At 60.6% G+C, this 15,447-nt stretch carries 13 protein-coding genes; 5 read left to right on the plus strand and 8 right to left on the minus strand.

Features of this window, described 5'->3' with window-relative positions; translation table 11 throughout:
• Positions 1 to 59: 59 nt before the first annotated feature.
• Positions 60 to 758 carry an NAD(P)H-flavin reductase gene (fre, locus tag LD28_RS0104790; protein WP_033135871.1) on the plus strand — a complete coding sequence of 233 codons (699 nt, stop codon included), beginning with the start codon at positions 60 to 62 and terminating at the stop codon, positions 756 to 758.
• A gap of 224 nt (positions 759 to 982) precedes the next feature.
• The gene (locus LD28_RS0104795; protein ID WP_033135872.1) at positions 983 to 1,996 is read left to right on the plus strand and encodes a GGDEF domain-containing protein; all 1,014 of its coding nucleotides are present in this window, start codon (positions 983 to 985) and stop codon (positions 1,994 to 1,996) included.
• A 54-nt stretch (positions 1,997 to 2,050) separates the two neighbouring features.
• On the opposite strand, the gene ubiK is transcribed toward LD28_RS0104795, so the two are convergent.
• Positions 2,051 to 2,308 carry a ubiquinone biosynthesis accessory factor UbiK gene (ubiK, locus tag LD28_RS0104800; RefSeq protein ID WP_033135873.1) on the minus strand — a complete coding sequence of 86 codons (258 nt, stop codon included), beginning with the start codon at positions 2,306 to 2,308 and terminating at the stop codon, positions 2,051 to 2,053.
• Between the two features lie 297 nt (positions 2,309 to 2,605).
• On the opposite strand from ubiK, the gene LD28_RS0104805 reads away from it, so the two are divergent.
• Positions 2,606 to 5,041: a VolA/Pla-1 family phospholipase gene (locus LD28_RS0104805; RefSeq protein ID WP_033135874.1), complete on the plus strand. Its 2,436-nt coding sequence runs from the start codon at positions 2,606 to 2,608 to the stop codon at positions 5,039 to 5,041.
• A gap of 66 nt (positions 5,042 to 5,107) precedes the next feature.
• On the opposite strand, the gene glpG is transcribed toward LD28_RS0104805, so the two are convergent.
• The 7 genes from glpG to LD28_RS0104840 form a co-directional block, all read right to left on the minus strand.
• Positions 5,108 to 5,941, minus strand: a complete 834-nt coding sequence (gene glpG / locus LD28_RS0104810; RefSeq protein ID WP_033135875.1) for a rhomboid family intramembrane serine protease GlpG — start codon at positions 5,939 to 5,941, stop codon at positions 5,108 to 5,110.
• A complete protein-coding gene (gene glpE / locus LD28_RS0104815; protein ID WP_033135876.1) occupies positions 5,938 to 6,261 on the minus strand; it encodes a thiosulfate sulfurtransferase GlpE in 324 nt (107 codons plus the stop codon). The genes glpG and glpE overlap by 4 nt, the downstream gene beginning before the upstream one ends.
• A 125-nt stretch (positions 6,262 to 6,386) precedes the next feature.
• Positions 6,387 to 7,088 carry an ABC transporter ATP-binding protein gene (locus LD28_RS0104820; RefSeq protein WP_005339433.1) on the minus strand — a complete coding sequence of 234 codons (702 nt, stop codon included), beginning with the start codon at positions 7,086 to 7,088 and terminating at the stop codon, positions 6,387 to 6,389.
• 16 nt (positions 7,089 to 7,104) lie between these two features.
• The gene (gene livG, locus LD28_RS0104825; RefSeq protein WP_033135877.1) at positions 7,105 to 7,878 is read right to left on the minus strand and encodes a high-affinity branched-chain amino acid ABC transporter ATP-binding protein LivG; all 774 of its coding nucleotides are present in this window, start codon (positions 7,876 to 7,878) and stop codon (positions 7,105 to 7,107) included.
• Positions 7,875 to 9,143 carry a high-affinity branched-chain amino acid ABC transporter permease LivM gene (locus LD28_RS0104830; RefSeq protein WP_033135878.1) on the minus strand — a complete coding sequence of 423 codons (1,269 nt, stop codon included), beginning with the start codon at positions 9,141 to 9,143 and terminating at the stop codon, positions 7,875 to 7,877. Before LD28_RS0104830 ends, livG begins: the two co-directional genes overlap by 4 nt.
• An 82-nt stretch (positions 9,144 to 9,225) precedes the next feature.
• Positions 9,226 to 10,152 (minus strand): high-affinity branched-chain amino acid ABC transporter permease LivH, encoded by a 927-nt coding sequence (livH, locus tag LD28_RS0104835; RefSeq protein WP_033135879.1) that lies wholly within the window; start codon positions 10,150 to 10,152, stop codon positions 9,226 to 9,228.
• A gap of 67 nt (positions 10,153 to 10,219) precedes the next feature.
• Positions 10,220 to 11,341 carry a branched-chain amino acid ABC transporter substrate-binding protein gene (locus tag LD28_RS0104840; RefSeq protein ID WP_033135880.1) on the minus strand — a complete coding sequence of 374 codons (1,122 nt, stop codon included), beginning with the start codon at positions 11,339 to 11,341 and terminating at the stop codon, positions 10,220 to 10,222.
• 434 nt (positions 11,342 to 11,775) lie between these two features.
• Between LD28_RS0104840 and LD28_RS0104845 the strand changes: the two genes are divergently transcribed.
• Positions 11,776 to 12,780 (plus strand): substrate-binding domain-containing protein, encoded by a 1,005-nt coding sequence (locus tag LD28_RS0104845; protein ID WP_033135881.1) that lies wholly within the window; start codon positions 11,776 to 11,778, stop codon positions 12,778 to 12,780.
• A 252-nt stretch (positions 12,781 to 13,032) separates the two neighbouring features.
• Entirely contained in the window at positions 13,033 to 15,297 is a 2,265-nt protein-coding gene (locus LD28_RS0104850) for a methyl-accepting chemotaxis protein (protein WP_033135882.1), read from the plus strand.
• Positions 15,298 to 15,447: the final 150 nt, after the last annotated feature.

Raw genomic sequence — 15,447 nt, forward strand, 5'->3', positions numbered from 1 at the left:
CAATCCTACAGTGAAATCATGAGCGAAGCGGGCCGAGCGAGCCCGCCACAAGGACAAGAATGCAACGTATCAAATGCCGCGTAGAGGAACTGCGCGAATATGTCGACACCATCTGGCATGTGGCCCTGACGCCGCAGCAAGAGATCAGCTTCAAGCCGGGCCAGTATCTGCTGGTGGTGATGAGCGATTCGGACAAGCGCCCCTTCTCCATCGCCAACTCGCCGACCCGCCCGGGCGTGCTGGAGCTGCAAATTGGTGCTACTCCCGAGAACGCCTACGCCGGTCAGGTGCTGGCCCGCATGCGCGAGCAGGGCGAGATCGAGGTCGAATTGCCGGCTGGCAAGGCGTTCCTGCGCGATGAATCCCCCCGTCCGCTGATCCTGATGGCGGGAGGCACCGGCTTCTCTTACGCCCGCTCCATTCTGGAGTACCTGATCGACACGGGCAGCAAGCGTCCGGTGTTCTTCTACTGGGGTGTGCGTCAGGCTCACTGGCTCTACGAGCTGGAGCAGATGCAGCAGTGGGAGCGTGACTATGCGCCGCTCACCTTCATCCCGGTGGTGCAGGAGCCGGAGGCTGACTGGACCGGCAAGAGCGGGCTGGTGCACAAGGCGATCATGGATGATTTCGTCAGTCTGCACGACTACGACATCTATGTCGCCGGTCGTTTCGAGATGGCGGGTGCGGCGCGGGAGGAGTTCAAGATCCTCGGCGCCGAGCCGGAGCGCATCTTCGGTGATGCCTACGAATTTATCTGACGAGACCCCCGTTCGGATGATGCAGCCCCCGGTTTTACCGGGGGTTTGTGTTTTTTGGGCTGCCTGCCACCGCGATGGGTGCGCACCGAGTGGTGCGACGAGGGTCGCGTTATCCCATGATTTTTCGTTATTTTGGACATGAATGGCTACTAATCAGACGTAGCTGGTGGCATCTTTGTGGGGGATTGATAAGGGTATCCATAGGGCAAGCACAAGGAGGCCTAGTGTTAAGTGAAGAGGGTAGGTCATCTGTGGAGGATGACAGGGGAGAGCCCGGCTCTGTTGAGCGGGTCGCGACGCTGATCCCGTCCCCTCACGGTGGTGAAATGGCCCGTTTGCAGGCTGACATCGCCGCTCTGAAGTATGAAAACAGCCTGTTGCAAGAGAAGCTTAACGCCGCCCTTGATGGCACCGGCATTTGCCTCTGGCAGGGCTTGATCCCCACCGGCGAGTTGCGGGTTTTCAATCTGCAGAACTTTCAGGTTGGCGACATGGCCCCCCATTTCGATCAGTGGCGCGCCAAGCTTCACCCTGACGATCGTGCCCATGCCATGGGCAACTATTTTGACCACCTGGAGGGGAAAACCCCCTTCTACGAGGCTGAGTACCGCACTGTCAGCCCGGATGGCGAAGTCACCTGGCTGTGGGATCGAGGCCGTGTCGTCGATCGGGATGCGGATGGCAAGCCGCTGCGGATCATGGGCTCCCATATCGACATCACCCAGCGCAAGGCTTATGAGCTGCGGCTGGCAGAGCGCGCCAATAGCGATGCGCTGACCGGTCTGCTCAACCGGCAGGGGTTTGGCAAGGCGTTCGCCCAGCAGCAGCCGCAAGGGGCGGGGGCGCTGCTCTTTATCGATCTGGATGATTTCAAGGGGATCAATGACCAGCTGGGTCACGCTTGTGGCGATCTGGTGTTGCAACAGATGGCTGACTGGCTGCGGCTTATCATGCCGGGCTCGGCCCTGTGCGGCCGTTACGGCGGCGACGAGTTTGTGGTGCATCTGCACCGGGATGTGTCGAGCCGTGGTCTGGCGCAACTGGCCGACGCCCTGATCAGCCGGATGCACGGCTATGTGCCCAAACCCGGCCACCCGCAGCGGGTGGGGTTGAGCATCGGCATCGCCCTGTGGGAGGAGGAGCCATTGACCTTCCGGCAGGCGCTGGAGGTGGCCGACAGGGCCATGTACGAGGCCAAGGCGCGCGGCAAGCGGGCCTGGTACCTGCTTCAGGTGTGATGACTTTTAGCGATTCAACACAAAGCAAAAACCCCAGCCGAGCTGGGGTTTTTGTTATTCGCCTTTGGCGCCGAGCTGCTGTTCGAGCTGAGCCAGCTTGGTTTCGAGGGCGGCCAGTTTTTCCCGGGTACGCAGCAGCACCTTGGTCTGCACGTCGAACTCTTCGCGGCTGACCAGATCCAGCTTGCCCAGCTGGGCTTGCAGTACCTGACGCATCTTCTTCTCGGCCTCTTCACCCATGCTGCGAATGCCGGGCGGCAGGGAGTTGTGCACCTGCTTGGCGATCTCTTCCAGTTTCTTCGGGTCGATCATGATGTCCTCCTTAAGCGTTGGCGGACATTCTACCGACAATTCCCTCACTTTGCCGAGATCGCGGCGGCTTTTTAGTCGTGACGGTGCCTGCTGGCTGGTCGGGTCTGGTGAATCCTCCGCGGTTGTTACCCTTGCGCCCCCTTGTTGACGTAAAACCTTGATTCTCGACACAAACCTGAGCAGAAGATGACCAAAACGAGTCTCGTTGTTTGTTGGTTTTATGTTAACTTTGTGCGTTCGAAGTGGTGAATGCTTCGTTGGCTTGTGATGGACAACAACCTATAAAGAGAACAAAAAATGAAGAAGAAGCTAATTTATGCCGCTGTTGTCAGCGCCCTGCTGGCCGGATGTGGTGGCGATGACAACAAGGGAGATACCACCAGCTCCCTCGACTATGCCCTGAGTGGCGCCAGCGGCCTCCGCCCTAGCGTGCTGGCCCCCCGTGCCAGTGACGGCACCCTGAAGTTTTCGACAGAGACGCAGGATCTCTCCAACCCGGTGTCTGCCCTCTCTACTCTCGATGGCTGGTCTACGACGCAACCTGTCCAGCTGTTACCGGCGACCGTGACCGGTGTATCTGTGCCGGCACCGGCGGCCAGCGAGTATGCCTCTGCCGTTGCGCCACTCTATCTGCTCGAGCTGGTGCTGGATCCGGTGACTCAGCGACCCGTCGGGGTGAAGAACAACAAGCCTCTGACCTATGGCACCGACTTTGTGGTGAGCGATGGCGGCGGCAAACTCAATCTGGTACCGCTCAAGCCGCTCAATCCCTCTTCTTATTACATGATCGTGGCGACTGACTCCCTCAAGGACAGTCGGGGGGCGCCGCTTAAAGCCGGTGGTGATTACAGCAGCTTCAAATCGACAACAGGTAGCAGCGCGCAGGATCAGGCCATCAACGGTCTGATTTCGCTGCAGGAGGGGCTGTTCAAGGAGGCCACCGGGATCACCAGCGATCGGGTGATCTTCTCCGACTGGTTTGCCACCCAATCTGGCGCCGATGTGCTGCTGGCGGTGAAGAGTGCCGCTGCTGCCGTGCTGAAGAGCCCGAACCTGGACGCCGCTTCCCTGTGGAAGCAGGATGCCAAAGGCAATACCAGCTTGCCGGCAACCTATACCATCAGCGGCCTTAATGGCGGCGTGGATTTCCTGACCCAACTGGCCGGTGAGCCGTTCCTGCCTTCAGATCAGAAGAGCTTGTTGGCAACCACAATTGCCAACAGTGCGCAGCTTACCGCTGTCGCCAACCAGACCAAGGTGTACACCGGCACCGTCAAGCTCCCTTACTTCCTCTCTACTCCAGCGATAGCCGGTTCATGGGACAAGGCCAAGACCCAATCCTGGCATGGGGCCATTCCCAGCCTCTATGCCATCGCCAACGCCCTGAAAGCGGGCGATACCGAGGTGAGCGGTGGGCTGGTCGGGGCGGGTGTGGATCCGGCTCTGCTGGGCGAGCTGATGGCCGACCCGAGCCGTCAGAGCGAACTGCTGACCGAGGCGAGCAAACTGATTGGGGTGACTCTCACCTCCGGTGGCAAGCCGCTGGATGCCGAGCGCAATATCGGTCGTTTCAACCCGCTGCCAGCGCTGACCGAAGTGCAATCGGTACCGCTGCGGATCTTTGCCGCCGCACCGCTCAATACCATTACCGATGTGATCATCTATCAGCACGGGGTCACCTCCATCAAGGAGAACGCCTATGCCCTGGCGCTGAGCCAAATTGGCGCGGGTATGGGGGTTGGTAAAAAGGTCGCGGTGGTGGTGATCGATCATCCGCTGCACGGCGAACGTGGCTATGCCTTGAGTGGCAGCATGGATACCGTCACCACCTCCGAGAACCCGACTCCCTACCTGAATCTGGGGTATCTGACGGTGGCGCGGGACAACCTGAAACAGAGCGTGGCCGATCTGCTGGGGCTGCGGCTGGCAATTGGGCTGGCCAACACCCGGGGATTGGGTGGTCAACTGGGTGGTGCCGGTCTGAAGGTACACTTCCTCGGCCACTCGCTGGGGGCCATTGCCGGAGCCAATCTGCTGGCGGTAGCCAACCAGAAAATGGGTAACGCCGCTGATAGTTTGTTCGAGTTTACAACCGGCGGTCTGGCGATGCCGGGTGGCGGCATCGCACCGCTGCTGCTCAACTCGCCGAGCTTCGGACCGACCATCAAGATGGGGGTGCTCACCTCGGGCAGCCCGGAGCTGAAAGCGGGCTTTACTGCCTATGCGCCGAACTGCAAAACGGCAGCCGCCAGCTGCTTCGTCAACGAGTTCCTGCCAAGCCTGGATGCGGTCACTCAGGCGGGGGCTGCGAGCACCTTGCAGAGCTATACCTTTGCCGCCCAGTCGGTGCTGGACTCTGCCGATCCGATCAACCTTGGCAGTGGCGTCGCCAAGAACTTCCCGCTGTTCGCCACCGAAATTGTTGGCGATGGAGCGCTCAGCTTGCCGGATCAGGTGATCCCCAACAGCATCGCCTCTGCGCCGCTGGGTGGGACCGAGCCGCTGTTCCGGGTGCTGGGATTAAAACCGTTGACCGATAGTTATCTGGGCTCCGTGCACCATGGGGCGCAGTTTGTTGCGGGGGGCCATAGCTCGCTGCTGGCCCCTGACGAGAACTTCGATCAGGCAGGTGCCGTTACCGCCGAGTTGCAGTCGCAATTTGCCAGCTTCTTTATGAGTGGTGGCAATGCGGTACAAGTAACCGTGAATGGCAAGAGTTTGCTCAAGCAGTAACTGCCCAGAGCGTAAAAAAACGCCGCCCTTCGGGGCGGCGTTCTCGTTTCTGCGGTAGCTGAAAAATCAGCCCGGCTGGTGGTTGCGATCCAGCCAGCCTTGCAGCAGGCCGACCAGCAGACCGGTCAGGTGGGCGATATTGGCGGTGCTGGTGCCGAGCATGTCGAAGAAGCCGAGCACCATCCAGAACAGCATAAAACCCATCAGCGCCGGTGGCAGGGTAAGGCCACAGGTCGGTTGCAGCTTGCTGCGCAGCCAGCAGTAGCCGAGCAGGGCATAGACCACGCCGGAGAGGCCACCAAACAGCGGGCCGCTGGCAAAGAACTCGGCGATATTGGGCAGGGCGGCGCCCACCAGCAGCAGGATCAGCAGCTTGCCGCTGCCGAGGCGCTGCTCGATCTGGCCCCCCAGATACCACCACCAGAGCAAGTTGAACACCAGATGGAGCACCGAGAAGTGGATCAGGGCGGGGGTGAAATAGCGCCATGCCTGCCAGTCGGTGAACTGGGCCAGGGTCGGGTGGAAGGCCAGCTCGTCGTAGATGGGCAGACCGATGGCATCGATGCCGTAGATGGCCAGACAGGCGATGATCACCACCAGCGTCAGTGGCCCCGCCTGATGGAGGAAATCGGTGATGGGATCTGTCATCCCCTTGCTGTAGTCGATGCGGGCATCGGCTCGGCCGGACTGCCAGGAGGCCTCCATATAGCGCGGGTGGTTCGGCTCGGTCAGGAATCGTTTCACCTCCAGCTGGGCCTGGGCGAGACGCTGCTCGTCAGCCAGCCAGATGGTGACCCCCAGTTCGGACTGGGTCAGCTCGCACGAGATGCCCAGCGTCGCCAGATAGTCTACCAGCGCCTGCGCCATGCGGGCGTTATCGAGCACCAGCAGCTGGATCATGCTTCGCCTGCCTCGATGGGGAAGGTTTTGCGCCACGCCTCGAAGCCGCCATCCAGACTGTAAACCTCGTCATAGCCCTGTTGCAACAGGTATTGGGCGGCCCCCTGACTGCTGTTGCCGTGATAGCACATCACGATGACCGGGGTATCGAAATCCACTTCATTCATAAAGCGCACCAAGGTGCCATTGGTGAGGTGGAAGGCGCCGACTGCATGGGCCGCTTCAAAGGATTGCGGGTCGCGAATATCCACCAGACGGGCTTCACCCGCGCTCAGTTTCTGGTGGGCATCATGGGCACTGATATGGGCAAACTGGTCCATTGAGATGTCCTGCGAATAGGTTGATTACGGGCCAGTGTACCGCAAGCCGGGGCGCAAACTAACCCCACAAAAGATAAGGGAGCCAGCGGCTCCCTTGTGGTGATGGATGAGGGTCGACACGCCGGTCAGCCACCGAGATAGGCCTGCCGTACCGCCGGGTTGGCCAGCAGGGCGGCGCCCGTGTCTTGCAGCACCACGTGGCCGTTCTCCAGCACATAGCCGCGGTCGGCCAGCTTGAGCGCCTGGTTGGCGTTCTGCTCCACCAGAAAGATGGTCATCCCCTTCTGGCGCAGCTGCTCTATGGTGTCGAAGATCTGCTGGATGACGATGGGGGCCAGCCCCAGCGAGGGTTCATCCAGCAGCAGCAGGCGCGGCTTGCTCATCAGGGCGCGGCCGATAGCCAGCATCTGCTGCTCGCCGCCGGACATGGTCCCCGCCCGCTGTTCCAGCCGTTCGTGCAACCGCGGGAACAGGGTGAACACCTGATCCAGCAGGCCATGCTGTTCGGCCTTGTCGACGAAGAAGGCACCCATCAGCAGGTTCTCCTCCACCGTCAGGCGGGCGAAGATACGGCGCCCCTCCGGCACCACGGCGATATCCTTGCGCATGATGCGGGCGGTGGTGAGGGAGCTGATCTGTTCCCCCTCAAACCAGATGGAGCCGCTGCTGGGCTTGGGCTCGCCACAGAGGGTCATCAGCAGGGTGGTTTTGCCCGCGCCGTTGGCGCCGATCAGGGTGACGATTTCCCCCTCTTTCACCTCGACGCTGACATCGTGCAGCGCCTGAATTTTGCCGTAGTGGGTCGATACGTTGCGAAGTTCTAACATCGTGACTCCTTGGGTCCTACGATTCGCCCAGATAGGCCTTGATCACTGCCGGGTTGTTGCGGATCTCATCCGGCTTGCCGTGGGCCAGCGGCGTGCCCTGGCTGACCACGAAGATGCGGTTGGAGATGCCCATCACCAGCTTCATATCGTGCTCGATAAGCAGCACCGAGACCCCGAACTCGTCCCGCAGGCTCATGATCAGCTCGTCCAGCTCGTCGGTCTCCTTCGGGTTGAGTCCTGCGGCCGGTTCGTCCAGCATCAGCAGCTCGGGACGGGTCGCCATGCAGCGGGCGATCTCGAGGCGGCGCTGCTGGCCGTAGGCCAGATTGCCGGCGGCGCGGTTGGAGAGATCCTTGAGCCCCACTTTATCCAGCCAGAAGGCGGCCTGCTCCAGCCCCTCCTGCTCGGCACGGCGAAAGGCCGGGGTCTTGAACAGACCGGCGATAAAGTTGGTGTTGAGGTGCTGGTGCTGGGCAACCAGCAGGTTCTCCACCGCCGTCATCTCCTTGAACAGCCGCACATGCTGGAAGGTACGCACAATCCCCTTGCGGGCGATGAGGTGGCCGGGCAACCCCTGGATCTCCTCACCCTTGTAGCGGATGGTGCCGCCGCTCGGGCAGTAGAAGCCGGTCAGGCAGTTGAAGATGGTGGTCTTGCCCGCGCCGTTGGGGCCGATGATGGAGATCACCTCGCCCTTGTCGATATCCAGTTTTACCCCGTTGACTGCCAGCAGGCCCCCGAAGCGCATCGACAGATCAGAGACTTCCAATAACTTCTGATGAGTGCTCATTTCTTCAACTCCAGATGCGGACGGGTCATCGGCAGCAATCCTTGTGGCCGCCAGATCATCATGAACACCATCAAGAGGCCGAACATCAGCATGCGGTACTCGTTGAACTCGCGGGCCAGCTCCGGCAACACCGTCATCACGATGGCGGCCAGCACCACCCCGATCTGCGAGCCCATGCCACCCAGCACCACAATCGCCAGCACGATGGCCGACTCGATAAAGACGAAGGATTCCGGGCTGATAAAGCCCTGCCGCGAGGCAAAGAAACTGCCTGCGAAACCGGCAAAGGTGGCGCCGATGGTGAAGGCGGTCAGCTTGATGATGGTGGGGTTGAGTCCCAGCGATTTGCAGGCGATCTCGTCTTCCCGCAGCGCTTCCCAGGCACGGCCCAGCGGCATCCGCAGCAGGCGGTTGATGACGAACAGGGTCGCCACTACCAGTACCAGTGCCATCAGGTAGAGGAAGATCACCTTGTGGTTGGCGTTGTAGGTAATGCCGAAGAAGTTGTGGAAGGTATCAAAGCCCCCATCCTTGACGGTGCGGTTGAATTCCAGACCAGCGAGCGTCGGTTTGGGAATGCCGGAGATCCCGTTCGGGCCGCCGGTCAGGGTGGTCATGTTGTTGAGCAGGATGCGGATGATCTCGCCAAAACCCAGGGTGACGATGGCCAGATAGTCCCCCCGCAGCCGCAGCACCGGGAAGCCGAGCAGGAAGCCGAAGGTGGCGGCCATCAGCCCGGCGATGGGCAGGCACTCCCAGAAGCTCAGCCCAAAGTAGGTGTTGAGCAGGGCATAGCTGTAGGCGCCGACCGCGTAGAAGCCGACATAGCCGAGATCGAGCAGACCGGCGAGGCCAACCACCACGTTCAGCCCCAATCCCAGCATGATGTAAATCAGGGTGAGGGTGGCGAGATCGATGGCGCCGCGAGAGGCCATAAAGGGCCAGCTCACCGCGAACAGCAGCACCAGCACGGCGGTGAGGTTATAGAGCTTGGGCGCCTCTTCCGGGCTCGGCAGCACCAGCTTGTTGAAGCCGACCGAGAAGCCGCTGATGGAGGCCTGAAACAGCTTGGCAATCTGGCCGCGCAGCATCTGGAACCAGAATACGAGGGTGGCGCCACCCAGCAGCCAGGCCAGCGACACATCGAGGCGGCTCACTACCAACAGACGGGAGCCTTCGGTCTCCAGCTTGAAGCCGAGCAGCCAGAAGGAGAGCACCAGCAGTACCAGACTGGCGATACAGGCGTGGATAAATTGACGTTTCATCACACTTTCTCCACTTCCGGACGACCGAGAATGCTGCATATGGACATAAACAGCAGCACGAGAGCATGCATAGATTGGCGTTTCATACCTTCTCGACCTCCGGACGACCCAAAATGCCGGTGGGCATGAACAGCAGCACAAAGATGAGCAGGGCAAACGCCATCACATCCTTGTACTCGGTGCTGAGATAACCGGCGGTGAGCGCTTCAACCACCCCCAGCAGCAGGCCACCCAGTACGGCGCCCGGAATGCTGCCGATACCGCCCAGCACGGCCGCAGTGAAGGCCTTCAGACCGGCCATAAAGCCGAGATAGGGGTTGATGACGCCGTAATACATGCCGAGCAGCACCCCGGCCACGGCGGCCAGCGCGGCCCCCAGCACGAAGGTGATGGAGATGACCACGTGGGTGTCGATCCCCAGCAGGTTGGCCATCTTGATATCTTCCGAACAGGCGCGGCAGGCGCGGCCCATGCGGGAGCGGTTGATGAACTGGGTCAGCGCCAGCATGGTGATGAAGGTCACCACGAAGATGATCAGCTGCATATAGGAGAGGCTGGCCTGAAAACCATCCTCGCCCCCCAGGGTCCAGCCACCGGAGATCAGGGTGGGCATGGCGATATCCCGGGATCCTTGGGCCATCCGCATCATGTTCTGCAAGAAGATCGACATGCCGATGGCGGAGATGAGGGGGATCAGCCGGTTGCCGCCGCGCAGCGGCCGGTAGGCAACCCGCTCGATGGTCCAGCCATAGGTGCCTGTGATGACGATACTGACCAGGAAGGCGCCCCCCAGCAGTAGAAAGGTGCTGTCGATGCCCATCATCATGAGCCCCGCCATCACCATGAAAGCGACATAGGAGCCGATCATGTAAACCTCGCCGTGGGCGAAGTTGATCATGCCGATGATGCCATAGACCATGGTGTAGCCGATGGCGATCAACGCATAGGTGCTGCCTATGGTTAATCCGTTCAGCAACTGCTGAACCAGATAAAGGAGGTGTTCGGACATACTGCGTTCCCTGTACTTGCCCGCAAAGAGAGGAGGGGGTGAGTGAGGCTCACCCCCGATCGGCAGATTATTTGAGTTGGCTGGAGGTACCGTCAGCGTGCCACTGGAACACACCGAATTCGAAGCCTTTCAGGTCACCGTTCGGTGCCCAAGTCAGGGGGCCCATCACGGTATCGATCGGAGCGGCCTTGATGGCGGCGGCAACGGCGGCCGGGTCATCTTCACCCGCTTTGGCGATACCGGCAGCCAGGGTTTGCACCGCGGCATAGGTGGTCCAGACGAACGGGCCGGAGGAGTCCTGACCCTTGGCCTTGAACGCCGCAACCAGCGGGGCGTTGGCAGGCACCAGATCGTATTTGTTCGGCAGGGTCACCAGCAGGCCTTCGGAAGCCGGGCCGCCGATGGCGGAGATATCCTTGTTACCCACCCCTTCCGGGCCCATGAACTTGGTTTTCAGCCCCTTTTCGCCAGCCTGACGCAGGATCAGACCCAGCTCCGGGTGGTAGCCGCCGTAGTAGACGAAATCGACGTTCTCTTTCTGCAGCTTGGCGATCAGGGCGGAGAAGTCCTTGTCACCGGCGGTGATCCCTTCAAAGGCCACCACTTTCACGCCAGCCTTGTCCAGCGCGGCTTTCACGCTGGAGGCAATGCCTTCGCCATACTGCTTCTTGTCGTGGATAACGGCGACGCGCTTCGGTTTGACCTGTTCGATGATGTATTTGGCGGCAGTCGGGCCCTGATCGCTATCCAGACCGATGGTGCGCAGGGTCAGCTGGTAACCGCGCTCGGTGATCTTGGGGTTGGTGGAGGCGGGGGTAATCATCAGGATCCCTTCATCTTCATAGATGTCGGAAGCGGGCAGGGTGTTGTCGGAGCAGAGGTGGCCGACCACGAATTTGACGCCGTCGTTTACCACCTTGTTGGCGACCGCGACCGCTTGCTTGGGATCGCACGCATCGTCATAGACGATCGCTTCGATCTGCTTGCCCTTGATGCCGCCCGCCTTGTTGATCTGCTCGACCGCCATCTTGCCGCCGGTGAACTGCATGTCACCATACTGGGCGACCGGACCGGTGAGCGGACCGGCGATACCGATCTTGATGGTGTCAGCCGCATGGGCGATGGAGATCGATCCAAACAGAGCCAAAGAAACCGCTGCGCCTACTGTGATTTTGCTCAACTTATGCATTGATTCGTCCCTTAATCAGTGGATTGTTTCATTCCCGTGTGCCATTCCGGATCTACATCCCGCATATCCGGCAATAGATAAGGTTCTATCATTCCTCACGGGGCAATAACAAGCTGTTAAAGATACTAACCAGAGGGGGATTCAACAGGCTATTTTGAAATAAATGACCTGTTATTTACAGGATGTCAGAGTTTAATGTTAATTATTAAACTTAACATCTACGTAACCAAGGGCGGGTTGGAGAAATAGCAGCGGATTAATCTGGCGATATTTTACTCTGATGACGCTCCCATTTTGACCACAATCCATTTGCGCAAACAGAAATGAGTGCCTAAATTAGCCAGCATTGACAATTCCGTGGCAGAGCTCGTTAAAACCAAGCCTTTATTCGGGAAATCTGCTACTGTTCCGCCTTTGACAGTCAGGAGACAGAGATGGCCACTATCAAGGATGTCGCCTCGCGCGCAGGCGTATCCATCTCCACCGTCTCACATGTGCTCAACCACACTCGGCGGGTCAGCGAAGACGCGACCCAGAAGGTGATTGAGGCGGTGGCAGAACTCAACTACGCGCCCAACTCGGTGGCGCGCAGCCTTAAAATAAATTCGACCAAGACCATTGGCATGCTGGTGACCACCAGCGTAAACCCCTTCTTTGCAGAAGTGGTGCAAGGGGTTGAAGCGTACTGCTTCGAACAGGGCTACAGCCTGATCCTCTGTAACACCGAAAACCAGCCACCCCGTCAACAGCATTACCTGAGAATGCTGATGGAAAAACGGGTGGATGGCCTGCTGGTATTGGGTACCGATATCGACACCCCGCTGCGTGACATGCTGCGCATCCACAAGAACGTGCCGCAGGTGGTACTGGATTGGGGCACGGAGTGCGATTTCGCCAACGTGATCAACGACAACGCCCGCATCGGCGCCCGCATGGCCGTTCGCCATCTGCTGGAGCTGGGGCACCGCGATATCGTCTGCATCACGGGGCAGCTCGCCAAACAGACCACCCAGCAGCGACTGGACGGGGTGCGTGATGCCCTGGGTGAACATGGTCTGACCCTGAAAGATGAACAGATCATTGAAGGGGATTACGAGAGCCAGAGCGGCTTTGATGCCATGCAGCGCATCCTGGCCATGCAGCCTCGTCCGACCGCGGTCTTTGCTTTCGATGACCCCATGGCAATCGGCGCAATTTGTGCCGCATGGGAAGTCGGTATCAAGGTGCCGGACGACATCTCCGTCATCGGTTATGACGACGTGGCGATGGCGCGCTTCTCCAGCCCGCCGCTGACCACCATCCGTCACCCGAAGGCCGAGCTGGGCCAGCTGGCGGTAAAGCATCTGGTCAGCCGGATCCGCAACAAAGAGCTGGATGTCGAGTCAATGACGGTTCAGCCCGAGCTGATTATCCGTCGCTCGGTCAAACCGCTGCGTTAATCCCGCACCCGTTGCCAAAATGAAAAACCCCCTCTGTCACGAGGGGGTTTTTGTTTATGGGGGGTTTGCTTTTAACGTGCAGCCCGCAGACCCAATTCCAGCCCGGCTGGCAATTATTTCAACCATTTGAGCCGCCTCGCAGTTTGTCTGTTACTCGTTTGATCGATATCAACAAAGAGACAAGTACTGAGGGGCGCCTGCCTTATCCGTTCCATGCTGTAAGTTGGGTATGACTGTCAAGGATGGTGTCTTATGTTCCCCCCTCGCAAGCTGGGTCACCAGATCACGCTGCTGGCAATCAGTGGCATCGTGTTGCTCGCCGTGGTGCTGCTCACTTTTAACCTGTTTGAAAACCGCCAGCGGGCGGTGACGGCGGAACAGGGCGCACTGCAAACCGAACTGCAAAATATCGAATCGGTGATCCGCAATGCCAGCCATGAAACTGTGCTGGCGGCGACCCTGATCGCCCAGCGGCCGGATGCCGCCAAGGCGGTGGCCGACAAGGATTGGCAGGCCCTTGCCAGCCTGTTCGACCCGCTCTGGCCCGCCCTCAAGGCGCAGGGGATCCAGCAGTTTCACTTCCACGTTCCCCCGGCCACCTCCCTTTATCGGGTGCACAAACCCGCGAACCATGGCGACGACCTCTCCACTACCCGGTTGGCGGTGGTCGAGGTGAACCGCAACCATCAGCCGGTGGGCGGGCTGGAGACCGGTCAGGGCGGCACCGGGATCCGCGGCGTGGTGCCGGTCACCTTCAATGGTCAGCCGGTCGGCTCGGTGGAGTTTGGCCGCGCCCTCGATGCTTCGCTGTTTGCCGATCTGCTCGGCCAGAACAGTCGGCTCGCCATCTATCTGTTTGAACAGGGCAAACCTGTGATGCTGACCGGCACATCCATGCTCAACGAGTCGGGTGACTGGTATCAGGGAGTGCTGGCGGGCGAGAGCCGCTTCACCACCATCAAGCAGCAGGGGAGCGATTTTCTGGTGATGGTGGCGCCGCTGCGCGACTTCTCCGGCAAGGCGGTCGGGGTGATCGAACTGGCGCGGGATCACAGCGTGGTTGCAGCCGCGCTGGCACGTCAGAGTTGGCAGATGGTGATGATCGCGCTGCTTGGCACTGCCCTGATTGCAGTTGCGCTGGTGCTGCTGCTGGCGCGTCTTAGCCGCCCGCTGCTCGACAGTGTCAAGGCGCTGGAGGCGCTGGCCAACGGTTCCGGCGATCTCGGCAGCATGCTGCCGGTGGCCGGGCCGGAGGAGACCCGCCGCCTCGGCGCGGCGTTCAATGCCTTCGTCGGCAAGATCCGCGACACCATCAGCCAGCTCACCACCACGTTGGGCGAACTGGCTGGCGAGAGCGAGCGGCTGTCGCGCAGTGCGGCGGGCAATCTGGGCAGCATGACGCGCCAGCAGGAGCAGACCACCCAGCTCGCCACCGCCATGACCGAGATGACCAGCACAGTACACGAAGTGGCCAACAACACGGCGCAGGCAGCCGAAGCGGCCAGCGAGGCAGACAATCAGGCGGCCACCGGCGATGGGGTGGTGCAGCAGAGCGTCAGCATGATCGAACAGCTGGCCGAGGAGATCGCCAGCGCGGGCAACACGGTGCAAGAGGTCGCCAAGGCCAGCGAGCAGATTGGCACTGTGCTGGCGGTGATCCAGTCCATTGCCGAGCAGACCAACCTGCTGGCCCTCAACGCCGCCATCGAAGCAGCCCGGGCCGGTGAGCAGGGACGCGGTTTTGCGGTGGTGGCCGACGAGGTGCGCTCGCTGGCGGGCCGTACCCAGCACTCCACCGCCGAGATCCGTGGCACCATCGAGCAGCTGCAACGGGCGGTGGGCGCAACGGTGACCATGATCGAGCACAGCGTCTCGCGGGCGGGGGAGTCGGTGGCGCGGGCCAATCAGGCGGGGGAGGCTCTCAGCCGAATCAAGGGGGCGGTCAACAGCATTCGCGACATGAACGCCCAGATCGCCGCCGCCTCGGAGGAGCAATCCTCGGTGAGCGACGAGATCACCCGCAATATCGTCAGCGTCCACGAGATCTCTCAGGCCACCACGCTGGTGGCGCGAGACACCGCCCAGATTGCTACCCATGTGGCGGCCCTGGTGGACAAGCTGGGGGATCTGGCCGGGCAGTTTCAGGATGGTTCCAACGTGCGGATGGTGCTGACCCGCGCTCGTGCCGCCCATCTGGGCTGGAAGACCCGGGTGCGTGCCTATCTGGATGGGCAGGAGGGGCTGTCGCGCAGCGAAGCGGTCAGTGACAAGGAGTGCCGCCTCGGCCGCTGGTACTTCAGCGAAGGGGCATCTTGCTGCAGTTCTCAACCGGCCTTCAAGGCGATCGCCACCCCCCACGCCAGACTGCATCAGGTGATCCAGCAGGTCATCGAGCTGAAAAATCAGCACAAGCACGCAGAGGCGGAGGCCCTCTACCGCGAGATCGAGCAGAACTCCGAACAGGTGGTGGGCTGCATCGATCAGCTGTTGCAGGAGATGACCAGACCGCAGCGCTAGGCACGGCAAGGGTCGGATAGCCAAAGGGCTGGCCGCGATGTCAGCCCTTTTTCATGGCGTTCGCCACCGGAAAAGCCGTCACTCCTTAAGCTCCGGTACAAGGGTGCTCTCCGATAATGCCCGCCGCCCCGAGCAGGCTGCCGGATTGGC

Source organism: Aeromonas finlandensis, from assembly GCF_000764645.1.
Taxonomy (GTDB): domain Bacteria; phylum Pseudomonadota; class Gammaproteobacteria; order Enterobacterales; family Aeromonadaceae; genus Aeromonas; species Aeromonas finlandensis.

Coding starts and splice junctions, on each gene's coding strand:
- fre (WP_033135871.1), top strand. CDS start 60: ATGCAACGTATCAAATGCCGCGTAGAGGAACTGCGCGAATATGTCGAC.
- ubiK (WP_033135873.1), bottom strand. CDS start 2,308: ATGATCGACCCGAAGAAACTGGAAGAGATCGCCAAGCAGGTGCACAAC.
- LD28_RS0104805 (WP_033135874.1), top strand. CDS start 2,606: ATGAAGAAGAAGCTAATTTATGCCGCTGTTGTCAGCGCCCTGCTGGCC.
- glpG (WP_033135875.1), bottom strand. CDS start 5,941: ATGATCCAGCTGCTGGTGCTCGATAACGCCCGCATGGCGCAGGCGCTG.
- glpE (WP_033135876.1), bottom strand. CDS start 6,261: ATGGACCAGTTTGCCCATATCAGTGCCCATGATGCCCACCAGAAACTG.
- LD28_RS0104820 (WP_005339433.1), bottom strand. CDS start 7,088: ATGTTAGAACTTCGCAACGTATCGACCCACTACGGCAAAATTCAGGCG.
- livG (WP_033135877.1), bottom strand. CDS start 7,878: ATGAGCACTCATCAGAAGTTATTGGAAGTCTCTGATCTGTCGATGCGC.
- LD28_RS0104830 (WP_033135878.1), bottom strand. CDS start 9,143: ATGAAACGTCAATTTATCCACGCCTGTATCGCCAGTCTGGTACTGCTG.
- livH (WP_033135879.1), bottom strand. CDS start 10,152: ATGTCCGAACACCTCCTTTATCTGGTTCAGCAGTTGCTGAACGGATTA.
- LD28_RS0104840 (WP_033135880.1), bottom strand. CDS start 11,341: ATGCATAAGTTGAGCAAAATCACAGTAGGCGCAGCGGTTTCTTTGGCT.
- LD28_RS0104845 (WP_033135881.1), top strand. CDS start 11,776: ATGGCCACTATCAAGGATGTCGCCTCGCGCGCAGGCGTATCCATCTCC.
- LD28_RS0104850 (WP_033135882.1), top strand. CDS start 13,033: ATGTTCCCCCCTCGCAAGCTGGGTCACCAGATCACGCTGCTGGCAATC.